The organism is Streptomyces sp. BHT-5-2 (genome assembly GCF_019774615.1).
In the GTDB taxonomy this organism is placed as follows: domain Bacteria; phylum Actinomycetota; class Actinomycetes; order Streptomycetales; family Streptomycetaceae; genus Streptomyces.
This window is the reverse complement of sequence record NZ_CP081496.1, coordinates 6,161,131-6,176,837: the sequence shown is the minus strand read 5'-3', so window position 1 is coordinate 6,176,837 and position 15,707 is coordinate 6,161,131. Positions and strand designations below refer to the sequence as shown.

Genomic DNA, 15,707 nt, shown 5'->3' with positions numbered 1-15,707 from the left:
GCCGTGGCGCGTGAGCTGATCGTCGAGGCGGACGGCGGGTCCCGGGGCAACCCGGGGCCGGCCGGCTACGGCGCGGTGGTCCTCGACCCGGCGAGCGGCGAGGCGCTGGCCGAGGCCGCCGAGTTCATCGGGACGGCGACCAACAACGTCGCCGAGTACAAGGGCCTGCTGGCCGGGCTGCGCGCCGCGCACGCCCTGGACCCGGAGGCCGCCGTCCACGTCCGGATGGACTCCAAGCTCGTCGTCGAGCAGATGTCCGGCCGCTGGAAGATCAAGCACCCGGACATGAAGCCGCTGGCCGCCGCGGCCGCGGAGATCTTCCCGTCCGGCCGGGTCACCTACGAGTGGATCCCGCGCTCCCGTAACAAGCACGCCGACCGGCTCGCCAACGAGGCGATGGACGCGGGCAAGCGCGGCAAGCAGTGGGAGCCGCGCGACTCCCGGGCGGCGCTCGCCGGCCCGGCCGACGCGGAACCCGCCCGCAGCGCCGCGGCCCGCGCGGCGGACGCGGCCGCCGACGAGGCGGAGAGCGGCCCGAGCACGGCCGCGCCGCCGGTCGGCTGGGGCGCGCCCGACCTCGGCGTCCCCGCGACGTTCGTCCTGCTGCGGCACGGCGAGACCGCGCTGACACCGGAGAAGCGCTTCTCCGGCAGCGGCGGCACCGACCCCGAGCTCTCGGCCGCCGGCCGTCGCCAGGCCGAGGCGACCGCCGCCGCGCTCGCCGCCCGCGGCACCGTCCAGGCCGTGGTGAGCTCGCCGCTGCGCCGCTGCCAGGAGACCGCCGGGACGATCGCCGCCCGGCTCGGCCTGGACGTCCGCGTCGAGGACGGGCTCCGCGAGACCGACTTCGGCGCCTGGGAGGGGCTGACCTTCGCCGAGGTCCGCGAGCGGTACCCGGACGATCTGGACGCCTGGCTCCGCTCCGCCAAGGCGGAGCCCACCGGGGGCGGCGAGTCCTTCGCGGCGGTCGCCCGCCGGGTCGCGGTCACCCGCGACAAGCTGATCGCCCGGTACGCGGGCCGGACGGTCCTCCTGGTCACCCACGTCACCCCGGTCAAGACGCTGGTCCGGCTGGCCCTGGGCGCTCCGCCGGAGTCCCTGTTCCGCATGGAGCTGTCCGCGGCGTCGCTCTCCGCGGTGGCGTACTACGCGGACGGGAACGCGTCCGTGCGGTTGCTGAACGACACTTCACATTTGCGGTAGCGGAGGGGGCGGGGCCCTGTGGCCCGCCCCTACCGTCTTTTTGCGGCCCTCCCCGGGTCTCGGCCGCGGCCCAGCGCTGCCGCCTCCCGTGCCAGATGCTCGATGCGCGGCCAGTCCCTGGCGGCCAGCGCGTCCCCGGGGAGCATCCAGGTGCCGCCCACGCAGCCGACGTTGGGCAGGGCCAGGTACGAGGGGGCCGTGGCCGGGCCGATGCCGCCGGTCGGGCAGAAGCGGGCCTGCGGGAGCGGGGCGGCCAGCGACCTGAGGTAGGCGGTGCCGCCCGCCGCCTCCGCCGGGAAGAACTTCATGGCGGTGATCCCCTCGTCCAGCAGGGTCACCACCTCCGAGGCCGTCGAGACGCCCGGAAGGAACGGCAGCCCGGAGTCCCGCAGCGCGCCCAGCAGCCGGGGCGAGCAGCCCGGGCTCACCAGGAACCGTGCTCCGGCCGCCCCGGCCGCCGTGGCCTGCGCCGGGTCCAGTACGGTCCCGGCGCCGACCACCGCGTCCGGGACCTCCTCGGCGACGGCCCGGATCGCGTCCAGCGCGGCGGGCGTGCGCAGGGTCACCTCGATCGCCGGCAGTCCGCCGGCGACCAGCGCCCGGGCGAGCGGCACGGCGTCCGCCGCGTCCCGCAGGACCACGACCGGGAGGACCGGGGCGAGCCCGAGTACGGCGGGGAAGGGCACGGCGGAGCAGGCGGCGTCAGGCACGCCGCCCATACTGCGCCGGTCGAATCACCGTCCGCAATGTTCGTTGCACATGCTGCAACAGGGATGGATGCGGGTCAGCGGGAAACGGAGCGGGAACGGAGCAGGAAGCGGGGCAGGGGGAACAGCCGCCCCTCACAGCTCCGTGACGATCACATCCAGTGCCCACGGCTTGCCGGCCTTCGCCGGGGCCTGCGCCTCGACCGCGTAGCCCAGTCCGCGCAGCGTCTCCACCAGCTCCGCCGGGTCCGCCGGTTCGGCCCCGGCCACCAGTAGGTCCCGGACCAGCCGTCCCTTGGTCGCCTTGTTGAAGTGGCTGACCACCGACCGCTTCTCGACCCCGTTCACGATCTTCGACTGGAGCACCCGCACCGTCGCGGTCCGCTCCGCAAGCTCACCCTTGGGCTTCCACGCCGTCGCATACGCCGCCGACCGCAGATCCAGCACCAGCCCACCCGTCGCCCGACCACCGCCCCTGCCGGAGGCGCTTCGCGCCGCCCCTCCTGATGCGGCCGCCTCCGGCAGCACCTCCGCCATCGGGCCCCGCCAGTACGCCCCCAGCGCGCCCAGCCCCGGCAGCTTCACCCCCATCGAGCAGCGGTACGAAGGAATCCGGTCGTCGATCCGCACGGCGCCCCACAGCCCCGAGAACACCAGCAGCGACCGGGCGGCCCGCTCGTGCGCCGCCGCGTCCAGCGACGCCAGCCCGAGGGCGTCGTAGAGCACCCCGGTGTAGATCTCCCCGGCCGGCCGGGTGCCCGCGGTGCGCAGCCCCGCGTTCTTGGCCACCTCGCCCTTCAGGCCCTCGCTCAGGCCCAGCACCTCCCGGGCCTTGACCGCGTCGGCCGAGCACAGCTCGACCAGCTCCGCCAGCACCTCCGCCCGCGCCGCGGTCAGCCCCGGCAACGACAGCGTCCCCAGATCCAGCGCACTCCGGGAGGCGCCCCCTCGCGCCGCCTCGATCGGATCGGCCTTCCCCTCGGACGGCGGCAACAGCACGAGCACGGTGTTTCTCCTTCACGGCGGTACGAGCAGGGGTGCGGCCCCGCCGAAAAGCTTAGAAGCCCGGCCATCCCGGCGCGGCGCCCGCCCGGTGCCCGCACGCCGCGCCGGGAGCGCCCGGCGGCCATACGCTCGGTTCCATGCCCCGTCGCCATATGCATGTGACCGACGCAGCGGAGGCGCCCCTCCGGGCCGCCCTCCACGAGCTGCGCGTGCGGCTGGACGTCCCCGACCACTTCCCGCCCACCGCCCAGGCCGAGGCGGACAGCGCCGCCCGCGCCCCGCGCATCCCGGCCGGCGACGGCGAGGTGGCCACCGAGCACACCCTGTACGACGCCACCGACCTTCCCCTCTTCACCCTCGACCCGCCCGGCGCCCGCGATCTGGACCGGGCGATGTTCCTCGCCCGCCGCCGAGAGGGCGGCTACCGCGTCCACTACGCCGTCGCCGACATCGCCTCCTTCGTCACCCCCGGCGGCGCCCTGGACGCCGAGGCCCACCACCGGGTGGCCACCCTTTACTTCCCCGACGAGCGGATCCCGCTGTACCCCACCGTCCTCAGCGAGGGCGCCGCCGGCCTGCTGCCCGACCAGGACCGCCCGGCCGTCCTGTGGCAGTTCGAGCTGGACGCCGACGGCGCGCTGACCGGCACCTCCGTCCGCCGCGCCCTGGTCCGCTCCCGCGCCCGCCTGGACTACCCGGGCGTCCAGCACGTCCTCGACGACGGCACCGCCGAGGAGCCGCTCGGCCTGCTCCGCGAGATCGGGCGGCTCCGCGCGGAACAGGAGGCCGCCCGCGGCGCGGTCTCCCTCACCGTCCCCGAGCAGGAGATCCTCGAACGCGACGGCCGCTACACCCTCGCCTACCGCGCCCCGCTCCCGGCCGCCGCCTGGAACGCCCAGCTCTCCCTGCTCACCGGCATGGCCGCGGCCGAGCTGATGCTCGCCGCCGGTACCGGCATCCTGCGCACCCTGCCTTCCCCCAAGCTCTCGACTTCCCCTCCACTCTCAACTTCGTCCGAGCGGCGGGACCCCCGTGCGCAGGGGGGACCCCCCTCCCCGACCGGCTCGGTCGCCCGGCTCCGCCGCACCGCCCAGGCACTCGGTGTCGACTGGCCCCACCACACCTCGTACGCGGCGCTGATCCGCACCCTCGACCCGCACCGCGCCGCCCACGCCGCGTTCCTCCAGGAGTGCACCGCCCTGCTCCGCGGCGCCGGCTACACGGTCTTCGACGGCACCGCCCCACCGGCCGGCACCGTCGTGCACGCCGCGGTCGCCGCGCCCTACGCACATGCCACCGCGCCGCTGCGCCGGCTCGTCGACCGCTACACCTCCGAGCTGTGCCTGGCCGCCGCGGCCGGCCACGCCCCGCCCGCCTGGGTCCGCGCCGCCCTCCCCGCCCTCCCGCGCGACATGGAGACCGGCACCCAGCGCGCCAACCGGATCGAGCGGGCCTGCGTCGACCTCGTCGAGGCGGCCCTGCTGCGCGACCGCGTCGGCGAGACCTTCGAGGCCGTGGTCGTCGACCGCAACCACGACGACCCCAACCGGGGCACCGTCCACCTCCGTGAACCGGCCGTCATCGCCCCGGTCCGCACCGTCCCCACCGGCCCCCCACTACCCCTCGGCGGCTACCTCAGGGTCCGCCTCACCACCGCCGACCCCGGCCACGAACCGGTCCTCTTCACCCCGGCGTGACCGGTGTGCCCGGCGTGCCCGGCGTGACCGACTCCCCGTCGCCCACCCCAGCTGTTACCGCATCCACCGCATCCACCGCATCCATGGCCTCCCGTACGGCGCGTACCGCGCCCCGCGCGTCATCGGCATGGAACCGCACCGTCCGCACCGTCTCCCGTCGCCCCAGCAGCCGCACCGCGACGACCGGTTCGGCCAGCTCCAACGTCACCGACGTCTGCCCGCCGACGGCCAGCTCCAGCATCCCGTCGTCCTCCGCCCCGTCGTCCCCCGCTCCGGCCGCCCGCGCGCTCCGCCCGAACCGCAGGTCGTACCGCACCGACGCGATCCGCTCCAACGGAATCCGCACCGTCATCCGGGCACCGTCCCGCAGCACCACCCCGTCCGCCCCCACCACATGCGGCCGGGTCACCGCCGCGGCCTGGCTCCCCAGCACCATCAGCACGGTGTAGACGTCGACCACCAGCATCACCGCGTGCAGCCCCGGGGTGTCCCGCAGCAGCACGCTCACCCCGACCGTCTCCACCGCGAACACGAACGTCAGGCCGTACAGCAGCGCCGCCTGCGCCCCCGCGTACGGCAGCGCCCGCGCCCCCGCGGGCACCCCGACCCGCCGCCGCGCCACCCACCACACCAGACTCGCCAGCCACCGCCCTTCATGCCGAAGCAGCGACCGTACCCGCACCCCGACCCCGCGCCCGCTCATCCCTTTCCGCGCTCCCCGTCCCCTCATCGCTCCCCCTCCGCGATCATCCGCATGGCCATCCGCATCGCCTCCGCCTGCGCCGGCGCCAGCTCCATCACCAGCAGCTCCGCCCAGACCTCGGCCCCGCGCCCCGAGCCCTCCACGGCCCCGGCCGCGATCGCCGCCACCACCTCCTCGGGCACGCACTCCACCATCGCCCGCGCGGCCTCGGCCACCCGCGGATCGTCCACCGCCGCCCCCGCCAGCGCGTCCAGCAGCCCGTACGCCGCATACGCCCGCTCCATCGAGCCCGGCTCCGTGAACATCTCCCGCAGCGCCGCCGCCATCGCTCCCCGCGCCCGGCCGTCGCCCGACGCCTCCAGCAGCGCCAGGATCTCCCGCTCCCGCACCGCCATCGCCGGCTCCGGCCCGGGCAGCGCCGCCGACGTCCGCGCCATCTCCGCGAAGAGTTCCGCCAGTTGCTCCGACACCGGCCCCTCCTCCGGCAGCCCGCCCGGCTCCTCGGTACGCCGCAGCAGCTCCGCCAGCCGCGCCCGCCGGGCCCGCAGCGCCTCCTCCTGCCGCGCCAGGTCCGCGTCCAGCTCCGCCAGCACCTCCCGCAGCTCCCGACCGGCGTCGTCCGCCAGCACGTCCCGGACCTCCTCCAGCCCGAGCCCGAGCTCCGTCAGTCGCCGCACCCGCGCCAGCGCCACCGCGTCACGCAGCCCGTACTCCCGGTAGCCGTTCGCCCGCCGCTCCGGCTCCGGGAGCAGCCCGAGATGGTGGTAGTGCCGAATGGTCCGCGTGCTGACGCCGGCCATCCCGGCGAGTTCCCCGATACGCATGCGGCCAGTAGAAACGTTGCCGCAACGGCAAGGTCAAGCCGCCGGAATCCGCCAGGTAGCATGGTCGGCACGGCGGACGAGCCGGCCGGGCGGTCGCGTGGGGATCATCGATCCCCCCGAGGAACGTCCGGGCTCCACAGGGCAGGGTGGTGGGTAACGCCCACCCGGGGTGACCCGCGGGACAGTGCCACAGAAAGCAAACCGCCGGGGACCTCGGTCCTCGGTAAGGGTGAAACGGTGGTGTAAGAGACCACCAGTGCCCAGGGCGACCTGGGCAGCTAGGTAAACCCCACCCGGAGCAAGGTCAAGAGGGGCCATCGGCTGATGGCCCTGCGCGGACGATCGAGGGCTGCCCGCCCGAGTCCGCGGGTAGACCGCACGAGGCTGCCGGCAACGACAGCCCTAGATGGATGGCCGCCTCCCGGCCGACCGCAAGGTCGCCCGGAGACAAAACCCGGCGTATAGGCCGACTCGTCCGCCCCACCTTATTCCCGCAGGTCAGAGGGTATCTTCTCGGCTTGAACAACCTGTCGGGGTCGAATCCGGGGCGATTTCGGGGCGTGCAGGTGGCCGACATCGTGGACGTGTACGCCGAGTTTTGTCGTCCGCGTCCGGCCATGCGGGCCGGACGCAAGGCATTTCGGGCGTTTTCAGGGCTGGTGCACAGGCGTGCGCTGCGCCAACGGCGGCCAGGGCGGTGAGGGCAGGGCTGGCCAGTCCGGCACCGGCTCGCCCGACCACATCCCCGGTCGCGGCGGACACACGGGCCGCTTCCACAACAACTACGGCAGGCCCGGCGACGGCGGAACCCGGCCGGGCCCCGGCGCACTAACACTCCCCGACGGCACCGTCCTCACCGTCCCGGCCGGCATCGCCACCGGCGGTACCGGAGGAAAGGGCGGAGCGTGCGGAAACGGCGGAGGAGGCGCGGAGGGCTGGTCCAGCGGCTGGAACGCCAACGCCGGCATGGACGGCACCTCCGGCAGCAACGGTGGAGGCGGCCTGATGATCATCGCCTGGTGACACCAACTGACACACCACCAGTCCTGGTGGCGCCGGGAACCCCCAGCAACAGGGACTCGGCGTCACCAGCACCTCGGAGGCAAACAGGCTGATGACCTCGGCGAAAGGCTGGGCATCGCCGAGCACCGCTCCGCCGTCCTCGCCCGCCAGGGAGGCGGCGCTTACTGCCGCGCAACTCGGAACTCCTGATACAGCTCGGGAAGATGTCGCTCGCGGCGTACACGCCCCCCATCAGCTTCACCGCCCGCACCACCCGGCTCGCTCCGGAACCCGGCCCACCACGCGTCAGCGATGCCCCGCAACCGGTCCGCCTCGGCAGCAGAGGCAGGACGGACCGGGGCTCTGGCAGCCGTCACACGGCCGACTCCCCAAGGAGCGAGGGAAGTCGGGCGGCTAGTGTGGCTGGGGAGGGCTGACCCGTGATGTCCTCCCGCAAGAGGCCGGCCTGCTCGGCGAAGCGGGGTTCCCCGACGATGCGGGCGCAGGCGGCGGCCACGTCTTCCGGGCCCGTGCCGCCCTGGTCGAGGCGGATGCCCACGCCCGCTCGGGCCACGTGTGCCGCGTTGCTGAACTGATCGGTCGCGTAAGGGGTGACGACCTGCGGTACGCCCGCGCACATCGCCGTGAGGGAACTGCCAGACCCGCCGTGGTGGACCAGCACGTCGCACGCGGGCAGGACACCGTGCAGCGGGAGCCAGCCGATGTGCCGTACATCGGGACACAGCGTGCGGATGTGGGGGGCGAGCTCGTCGCCGACCGCGAGCACCACGTCGTTCCCTGCGGAGAGAAGAGTCGAAGCCAGCTCTGCGATGGACTCGGCGGCTCCTGGGTAGACACCGATCATGGTGCCGAAGGTGACACACACCCTCGGTCGTGCCGCCCGCGTCCGCACCCACGTGGGCAACCGTCCGCCGCCGTTGAACGGCGTGTACCGCATGTTCAGGTAGCGCTGGCTGTCTGTACGCGCTCCGGAGAGGGAGGGCGGGCACACGTCGATGTGCAGGCGCGGGTCGGGCGGTGCGGTGAGATCCAAGTCTGCGAGTTCGGGCTCGAGTTCGGCCGTCAGTCCGTCCATCATGCGCCCGGGTACGGGAAGTCCCCACTCGTGCACGATATGAGGGAGGCCGGCGGCGAACGCCGCGAGCCGTCCCGCGAAGTCGGTAGGTTCGCTCATCACTACGTCGGGTGAGAAGTCGTGCGTCAGCTCCCGTACGGCAGGGAGCGTCGCGACATTGGCTCTGGCGAATCCGCGGCCGCTGCGGTGCAGTTTGCCCTCGATATCGTTAGGGTCGGGCACCGGCCGACCCTGACGATCCTCGCCGATCATGCGGCGCATGTCGATGTCGGCGACCGTCTCGAGTGCGCAGAGCCCGGACGCGGTCACCGCGGCCGAAAAGCTGGCGGTGGTCGCGACAGCCACCTCGTGCCCGTCGGCCTGCAGGGCCCATGCCAGTGGCACCAGGGGGTAGAAGTGCCCACGGGACGGCAGGGTGCTGAAGAGTATGCGCATGCGGCTTCCTTTGACGGTACGGCCGGAGGTTTCTTCAGGAGAAAGCGACGCCTGCGGAGGTCTTCTCCAGGACGAGTGCCTGCGTCATGACCGGGTAGTGCCGGCCCACCAGGAGCTCCGGCAGCAGGCGCACCACCCTCTCCCGGTCGAACTCCGGGAAGCCCAGCAGCTCCTGCCGGTCCCCTTCCTTCAGCGTGAGGGGGAGACCGGCGAGCAGCTGGTGGACGTCGTGGCTGCGTCCCCAGACGTTCTCCTTCAGTACGCCGAACGGTTCCAGGTCGAGGAAGAGGTCCACCGTCAGCAGCAGCAGGCCACCGGGGGCGAGACGGTCGACCATCGACGTGACCATCTCGCGCGCCTCGGCCGGACCGACGTGTTCCAGCACGGACAGGCACACCACCCGGTCGAATACGCCGGAGGGCCCGTCCCAGTGCTGGATCTCATCGGCGACGAGTTCCACCTCGGTGCCGAACAGCTCGTTGATCCGCGCGTGATCGGCCGGCTTCAGCGCCATCCAGTAGCCCGGAGAGAACCGGGCTCCCGCCTCTCCGGCTTCCTCCGCGCAGGGCGACTGGCGCGCCGCCGGGTCAACGGTGGTCACCTTGCAGCCGCGCTGGGCCAGCAGGAACTGGAGTCCGGACAGACCGCCGCCGACGTCCAGGACCCGCAGCCCCTGCCCCGCGTCGATGCGGGTGGCGGCGAACGGGTACTCGAAGGTACGGGTGTCGCTGGGAACCTGGAAGCCGAAGAAGCCGAACGTCCGAGGGTCAGGGGCCGCCAGCCGCTGCTGGGGCGTGAGGCCGTCCTGGGACATGTGCCGACCGGGAGCGCCGGTGCTCTTGTTGAAGTCGGCGTACGGTGCTGGAAGTGTCTTACGGGCGATCATGTTCTGTTCCTCCTGGCCTGCTGGGCTGTGGTGTGTGGCGGCGGCGTGGGGGCGGGGGCGGTTCACCAGGACACGGGGAGCGAGGCCAGCCCGTGCATGATCGTCCCCGTCTTCCAGCGTGGTTCGGCCTCGATCCGCAGTCCGGGGAAGGCGCCGGGCAGCGCGGTGAACGCCTCCTGCAACTCGACCCGGGCGAGTTGCGCACCGATGCAGCGGTGCGGTCCGTATCCGAAGGCGATATGAGGGTTGGTCGCGCGCGTCAGGTCGAGATGGTGCGGCTCGGCGAAGACGGAAGCATCGCGGTTGGCGGAGCCGAGTACGGGCACGACCGTCTCGCCGGCCCGTACCAGGACACCGCTCAGCTCGATGTCTTCCGTCGCGACCCGGGTGAACCCCCCGATGTCCAGCGACGGCACATAGCGCAGCAGTTCCTCGACCACCGTCTCCACCTGCTCCGCTCCCGCGCTCAGCTTTTTCCAGCGCTCGGGGTCGCGCAGCAGCAGGCAGGTGAAGTTGGCGAGCTGGCTCGCGCTGGTTTCGTAGCCGGCCACTAGGAGCCCACCGGAGAAGACGACGAGTTCTTCCTCCGTGAGGCGATCGTCCTCCACCTGGGCCTTGACGAGCCCGCTGAGCAGGTCGTCGGCGGGGTCCCGGCGCCTCTGCGCCACCAACGAGGAGAGATAGCCGAAGAGTTGGCCGCGGGAGGAGTGGATCTGCTCCTCAGTCATGGACGTCGTCGACAGCAGCGCGTCGCACCACTGCCGGAAGCGAGTCCTGTCGCCCTCGGGTACACCGAACAGGTCGCAGATCACCGCGACCGGCAGCGGAAGAGCGAAGTCCGTCACGAGATCAGTGGGCGGACCGGCCTCCTCCATCCGCGTGATCAGCGCTTGTACGGACGCCCGGACCCCAGGTCGCAAGGCTTCGACCCGGCGACGCGTGAAGGCCGTGGCCACCAGGGAACGGAGCCGGGTGTGCTCCGGGGGGTCGGAGACGAATACCCCGACGGGAGGCGGTGGTACGGGTTCGAAACGTGGAGCCTCCGGCCGCGACGCCGCGGTGCGACTGAAGCGCGGGTCGGCCAGCACGGTTCGGACGTCCGCGTACCGGGTCACCAGCCATGCCTGCCCCCCGTACGGCAGCTCGACCCGATGCACCGGATCGTTCTCCCGCAGGTCGGCATACGTATCCGGTGCCGGGGCCGTCAGCTGCGGTGGCACGTTGAAGGGGAAGCGCCGCACGGCTGGCTGCGCCGCTCCTCCGGCGGCGACCGTCACCTCGTCGTGGTCGGTCATGTGGTGGAGGTTCCTCTCGGGTGGCGTCCGGCCATCAGCCCGCGGTGGCTTCGAACAGCGCTATGCAGCCCCGGACGCGGATCACGACATCGGTGAGGTGCTCGTGCAATACCCACTGGAGATCCGCAAGGCTGTCACCGGCGTTCTGGAGAATGCCCCGCTCGTTGTGGTTGCGCAGCATCGCCCGCGCGGCCGGATTCACCTCGACGCCCTCGGCCAGGATCGTGCTGCCAAAGACGCGGCCGCCTTTGCGGGCAGCGGTCGCCGCGTTCTTCACCACGGACTCCTTGGCCCGCAGACTGCCTCCGGGGAGGCAGTGCAGCAGCAGGTTCATGCCGACGGAGTCGAACGTCCCATCCGGCACCGGCAGCGGCTCGAGGACGTTGGCGCGGTGCACCCCGGGGCGGTAGCGGGCCAGCCGGCGTGCGGCGTGGGCCAGCGCATCCGGGTTGAGGTCCACCAGGTCGATGGCGGGCCGTGGTACGGGGAACCGTCCCCGATCGAGAAAGTACCCCGTACCGACACCCAGCTCGAGGTGGCGCTCGCCCAGATTCCGCTCATGCAGGCGGGCCATGACACCTGGAGGACACCGCCACACGAAACTGCTGGTGAGACGGAGCACCAGAAGGTCATAGAACTTCAAGACGCGTTCCGAGTAGACCTCCTGGCCTGCCATCACCTCGGCGTCGTCGTCCATCGTGACCGTCCTTCTTCTTCGGGGGGCGGGACCGTCCGGTTGTCGTGACCTGCGGGTCAGGAGGGCTTACGGGCAACGATGATGGTGTCCGTGACGGCGAGTGGCCGGACGTCGACGACCTGGAACCCGGCTTCCTCCAGCCATGACCGGCAGTCGGACGGCGTGTACTCGCTGCCGATGCGGGACACCAGGGCCATTCCCAGGCTGCCCAGCAGGCTGAGGACCTTGGTGTCCCGGTTGTCGTCGATCATGCGGTCGTAGATGAACAGGCTGCCGCCCGGGTTGAGTCCGGCATAGGCCCTGGCGACGAGGTCGCGTCGCTGGTCAAGGTCCCGGCCGTGAAGGATGTGGCCGAAGATGTAGGCGTCCGACGCTGGCAGCGCGTCGGACACGAAGTCGGCACTGTGGAAGGTGACCCGGTCCGCCACGCCTGCCTCCCGCACCCGCTCATCGAAGAGGGCGCGTACGCCGGGCAGGTCCATGCAGACCGCGGAGAGCTGCGGATATGCGGTGACCAGCCGTGCGGCCAGGTCACCCCGGGCGCCCCCGACATCGGTCAGGGTGGCGTAGGACTCCCAGTCAGCCAGTTCGTCCAGCGTGGCGGCGATGTCGGCGTTGAAGGCGTCCATGGCGTCCATGAACTTCCGTGCGGCGTCCGGGCGCCGGTACAGGCCCTCGAAGAAGTTGCTGTCCTCCGGGATCTGCGGGTCGCCGGTGCGCAGGGTGTCGGTCAGCTTGCCCCACAGCGGGTACAGCGAGGCGCTGCCCATCTCGGCGAAGCCGCCGACGTAGGGGTCCGTGCCGCGCACCAGGAAGCGCTGGGCGAGAGCCGAGTTGGCGTACTCGCCACCCTCGCGGGTCAGCAGTCCCAGGGCCACCAGGGAGTCGAGGAAGTCCCGCGAGGTGCGGGAGTGCAGCCCCAGCTTCTCCTCCAGGACGGTACGGTCCACGGCACCCTCCGCCAGCGCGGTGAAGACCCCCAGTTCGAGCGCGCTCATCAAGGCGCGGGAGCCGTAGAAAGCCATCGCCAGTTCGAGGACGGGGAGCGGGTCTTTCCCCACCGTGGCCGTGCTCGCGGAGCTTGTGGACATGGCAGACCTCCGAGGTCGGCGAAGAATGGTTGGGCGGTGCGAATTAATTGCCCCGGGCTTCATCTCATCCGGTGCTGTGCGCATTTGACGCCGAGTGCATTGGCGGTGCATTGGCGGTGCATTGGCGCTGTGCGCATTGGCACTCTGCAATTTCCCGTCGAGCACTGTCAATCGCTTCTGCGCCGCTACGAATCACCTGGGCGACAATCTGATGGGGAACCGCCGTGCCGTTGCGGATAACCCGCACGTGAGCGCGGTACAACCCGCTCCCGCCAATATGCGTTCCGGCAATTTCATGCTGTGGCGAAGGGAATGACAGCGCATTAGGAGAGTGATATCGATGGCCACCACCGCGAAGAAACTGTGGGATGCGGTCTGGACAGCGGTGGAGGCGGGGAGCCTCGACCAGCTGGACGAACTCTTCGCATCCGACGCGGTGTTCCGTACCTCCACCACCGAAGGTACCGGCAGCGACTATGCGAAGGGTGTGCTCACCAGGCACGTTGCCGCCTATCCCGACCTCCGCCGCGAGGTGGTCTCCGAGGTGGAATCCGCCGACGGCTCCGCCATCGCCGTGGAGCTCTTCTTCGCCGGGACCCACAGCGGTGCGCTGGTCCACCCCAACGGGCAGCGGATTGAGCCGACGGGCAAGAAGCTGCGCTGGCGGGCCGTGGACAAGGTTGAGGTCCGAGACGGGCGGATCGTGAGCTGGAGTGCGGTTTTCGACCGGCTGAGCCTGATGCAGCAGCTCGGCCTGCAGCCCTGAGCCAGAAGATTCCCACCTCCGGAAGGAGTACGCGACGATGCGCATAGGCCTGGCGCTGCCGCAGTACGGACCGTTTGCCGATGCCCTCCACCTGACGCGACTGGCGTGTGCCGCCGAGCGGGCCGGATTCGACAGCCTCTGGGTGGGCGACCGGGCGTTGGTCCCGGTCGAACCGCGGAGCCTGTACTCGACTCCCGAGGGCCCCGGGCCCATACCGCGGGAGTACCGGGCCTTCCTCGACCCGGTCAGTGTCCTCGGAGCCGTGGCGGCGGTCACCGAGCGCGTCCGCCTGGGCACCAACGTCCTTGTCGCGCCCTGGTATCCGCCGGTTCTGCTTGCACGGACACTGGCTTCCGTGGACCGGCTCAGCGGCGGCCGGCTCGATGTGGGGCTCGGTCTGGGCTGGTCGCGGGATGAGTACCAGGCCATCGGAGTTCCCTACGAGGGCCGGGGCGAGCGGGTCGAGGAGGTCCTCGATGTCCTGGATGCGCTCTGGGCCGAGGACGGTCCGGCGCAGCACAAGGGGCGGCTGTGGAGCGTCCCGCCGTCCCACGTCGAGCTGGGGCCGGTGCAGCGTCCTCGCCCGCCCGTCTACCTGGCGGCCTTCCACCCGTCGGCGCTGGCGCGGGTGGGGCGGCGGGCCGACGGCTGGCTGCCGGCGGATCTGCCCGTTCCGGTGCTGGGACACATGTGGTCCGCGGTGCGGCGGGCTGCCGCCGAGGCCGGCCGTGATCCCGAGGCCCTTCGGATGGTCTTGCGGACCAACCCGGTGCTCGGACCCGCCTCCGCCCCGCGCCATCCGGCCGGGAACACCGTGGAGTCCGTGGCCGCATATCTGCGCGCCGGCGCCGAGGCGGGCGCGGAGGAGGCCCTCATCGATCTGCAGATGACCGTGAGGTCGCCCGAGGAGTTCCTGGACGTGGCCGGAAGTCTGCTCGATCGGCTGCGAGCCGACTGACCCGTCGGCGCGGAGGGGAGAACATCACCGTGCGCGTACTCTTCGCCGTCTCGGCCTGGCCGGGACACTACGATCCCATGGTCCCGCTGGGGCGGGCCCTGGAGCGGTCCGGGCACTGCGTCCGGGTCCTGTGCGACGCGTCGCAGGCTGCCGCGCTCGCCCGAGCGGGTCTGCGGGCTGTCCCCGTCCTCTCCTCGATGGACATGCTCGTCAAGGCCCGCTTGGGCAACCTGCTCAGCGCGTACGAAGGTGCCTGGCCGTACGCGTCGCCGCCGCTGCACCCCGACACCGGGGAGCCCCTTGCGGACCCCGAGCGGTTCGACTTCCCCCAGTGGTGGGGCGCGACCGAGCCCGCCCTGACCGAGCTGCACCGGGCGAGTACCGACGCGACGGCGGACTTCGTCCGGGACTGGGTCCCGGACGTGGTCGTCCACGATCTACTGAGCGCGGAGGGGCCGTTCGCAGCGCGCCTCACAGGTGTGCCCGCCGTCATGCACCTGTGGGGCCCCGTCGGCCCTGCGGACCGGTGGGGCCCGATCGGTTGTGCTCCGGAGCGCCGCAGCCGGGACTTCCTTCCGCGGGACTTGAGCGGGGCGTTCGCCCGGCACGGCCTGCACGGGACCGGCGGCGCCGTCGGCGACTCGGCACGCCGGGCCGTCGTCATCGACCCCTGCCCCGAGCCGCTCGCCCAGGCTGCTGTGCCCGGCGTCCTCCGGCTCCCGGCTCGGTACGCGCCGTACAACGGGCCGGGGGACGTGAATGACCTGCCGGCCCGATCGGCCCGGCCACGTATCTGCGTGGTGTGGGGACGTTCGGTGTATCGCGCTTTCGGGCCGGACTCCCTGCGGGTGCCGGCCGTGCTGCAGGCGGCGGACGAACTGGGGGTGGAGGTGCTGCTGCTCATCGGCCGGCAGGAGTTGGCGCACTGCGGTGAACTGCCACCTTCCGTAATACCGTTGGTGGGTGCTCCGCTGCATCGCGTCCTCGACGGCTGTGCCGCCGTGGTCCATTACTCGGGTGGCGGCAGCGCAATGACCGCCGTGGCCGCCGGTGTCCCCCAGTTGTGCCTGCCGTGCGGCTTTGACCAGCCGCTGATCGCGGAGCGCCTCGTGGCGGCCGGAATCGCGGTCGCCGTGGAGAACCACGCCGCCACCGTGGACTCCGTACGCGCGGCGCTCGAGACGTTGCTCTCGCAGGCGTCTTACCGCGCCGCCGCGCTCAGGCTCCGACAGCGCAACGATGCCCTCCCGCCGCCCGAATCGCTCGTGGCGCAACTCGCCGGCCTGGCGCCGGACGCCGGCCACCCGGCGCCCGGCAGCCCGCGGCCCACGCCGTGATGCGG

At 72.1% G+C, this 15,707-nt stretch carries 15 protein-coding genes and 1 other RNA gene; 7 read left to right on the top strand and 9 right to left on the bottom strand.

What is annotated here, in order from left to right; all coding sequences use genetic code 11:
• Window positions 1-3: 3 nt before the first annotated feature.
• A complete protein-coding gene (locus K2224_RS27340) occupies window positions 4-1,203 on the top strand; it encodes a bifunctional RNase H/acid phosphatase (RefSeq protein WP_221909236.1) in 1,200 nt (399 codons plus the stop codon).
• A 29-nt stretch (window positions 1,204-1,232) separates the two neighbouring features.
• Here K2224_RS27340 and eda read toward each other — a convergent pair whose 3' ends face one another.
• The gene (gene eda / locus K2224_RS27335; protein ID WP_221909235.1) at window positions 1,233-1,922 is read right to left on the bottom strand and encodes a bifunctional 4-hydroxy-2-oxoglutarate aldolase/2-dehydro-3-deoxy-phosphogluconate aldolase; all 690 of its coding nucleotides are present in this window, start codon (window positions 1,920-1,922) and stop codon (window positions 1,233-1,235) included.
• Window positions 1,923-2,045: 123 nt separating this feature from the next.
• Complete coding sequence (yaaA, locus tag K2224_RS27330; protein WP_221909234.1) at window positions 2,046-2,915, bottom strand: peroxide stress protein YaaA; 870 nt, start codon at window positions 2,913-2,915, stop codon at window positions 2,046-2,048.
• Between the two features lie 137 nt (window positions 2,916-3,052).
• Here yaaA and K2224_RS27325 point away from each other — a divergent pair, with 137 nt between their 5' ends.
• Window positions 3,053-4,612 (top strand): RNB domain-containing ribonuclease, encoded by a 1,560-nt coding sequence (locus tag K2224_RS27325; protein WP_221909233.1) that lies wholly within the window; start codon window positions 3,053-3,055, stop codon window positions 4,610-4,612.
• On the opposite strand, the gene K2224_RS27320 is transcribed toward K2224_RS27325, so the two are convergent.
• Window positions 4,599-5,315, bottom strand: coding sequence for a hypothetical protein (locus K2224_RS27320; RefSeq protein ID WP_260693373.1), 717 nt, complete (start codon window positions 5,313-5,315; stop codon window positions 4,599-4,601). The genes K2224_RS27325 and K2224_RS27320 overlap by 14 nt on opposite strands.
• 23 nt (window positions 5,316-5,338) lie before the next feature.
• Window positions 5,339-6,139: a MerR family transcriptional regulator gene (locus K2224_RS27315; protein ID WP_221909232.1), complete on the bottom strand. Its 801-nt coding sequence runs from the start codon at window positions 6,137-6,139 to the stop codon at window positions 5,339-5,341.
• Between the two features lie 77 nt (window positions 6,140-6,216).
• On the opposite strand from K2224_RS27315, the gene rnpB reads away from it, so the two are divergent.
• Window positions 6,217-6,617: RNase P RNA component class A (gene rnpB / locus K2224_RS27310), an RNA gene on the top strand.
• Between the two features lie 191 nt (window positions 6,618-6,808).
• A complete protein-coding gene (locus K2224_RS27305; protein WP_221909231.1) occupies window positions 6,809-7,162 on the top strand; it encodes a hypothetical protein in 354 nt (117 codons plus the stop codon).
• 352 nt (window positions 7,163-7,514) lie between these two features.
• On the opposite strand, the gene K2224_RS27300 is transcribed toward K2224_RS27305, so the two are convergent.
• From K2224_RS27300 to K2224_RS27280, 5 genes are all read right to left on the bottom strand, one after another.
• The gene (locus K2224_RS27300) at window positions 7,515-8,672 is read right to left on the bottom strand and encodes a nucleotide disphospho-sugar-binding domain-containing protein (RefSeq protein ID WP_221909230.1); all 1,158 of its coding nucleotides are present in this window, start codon (window positions 8,670-8,672) and stop codon (window positions 7,515-7,517) included.
• Window positions 8,673-8,706: 34 nt separating this feature from the next.
• Complete coding sequence (locus K2224_RS27295; RefSeq protein WP_221909229.1) at window positions 8,707-9,558, bottom strand: bifunctional 2-polyprenyl-6-hydroxyphenol methylase/3-demethylubiquinol 3-O-methyltransferase UbiG; 852 nt, start codon at window positions 9,556-9,558, stop codon at window positions 8,707-8,709.
• 62 nt (window positions 9,559-9,620) lie between these two features.
• Window positions 9,621-10,853 carry a cytochrome P450 gene (locus tag K2224_RS27290; protein ID WP_221909228.1) on the bottom strand — a complete coding sequence of 411 codons (1,233 nt, stop codon included), beginning with the start codon at window positions 10,851-10,853 and terminating at the stop codon, window positions 9,621-9,623.
• A 34-nt stretch (window positions 10,854-10,887) separates the two neighbouring features.
• A complete protein-coding gene (locus tag K2224_RS27285) occupies window positions 10,888-11,550 on the bottom strand; it encodes a methyltransferase (RefSeq protein WP_221909227.1) in 663 nt (220 codons plus the stop codon).
• A gap of 56 nt (window positions 11,551-11,606) precedes the next feature.
• Window positions 11,607-12,641, bottom strand: coding sequence for a methyltransferase (locus K2224_RS27280; RefSeq protein ID WP_221909226.1), 1,035 nt, complete (start codon window positions 12,639-12,641; stop codon window positions 11,607-11,609).
• A 340-nt stretch (window positions 12,642-12,981) separates the two neighbouring features.
• Here K2224_RS27280 and K2224_RS27275 point away from each other — a divergent pair, with 340 nt between their 5' ends.
• The 3 genes from K2224_RS27275 to K2224_RS27265 are packed head-to-tail and all read left to right on the top strand — an operon-like array spanning window position 12,982 to window position 15,702.
• Window positions 12,982-13,407, top strand: coding sequence for an ester cyclase (locus K2224_RS27275; RefSeq protein ID WP_221909225.1), 426 nt, complete (start codon window positions 12,982-12,984; stop codon window positions 13,405-13,407).
• Window positions 13,408-13,444: 37 nt separating this feature from the next.
• On the top strand, window positions 13,445-14,365 hold the full coding sequence (locus K2224_RS27270) for a TIGR03619 family F420-dependent LLM class oxidoreductase (protein ID WP_221909224.1): 921 nt from the start codon (window positions 13,445-13,447) through the stop codon (window positions 14,363-14,365).
• Between the two features lie 29 nt (window positions 14,366-14,394).
• Window positions 14,395-15,702, top strand: coding sequence for a glycosyltransferase (locus K2224_RS27265; protein ID WP_221909223.1), 1,308 nt, complete (start codon window positions 14,395-14,397; stop codon window positions 15,700-15,702).
• Window positions 15,703-15,707: the final 5 nt, after the last annotated feature.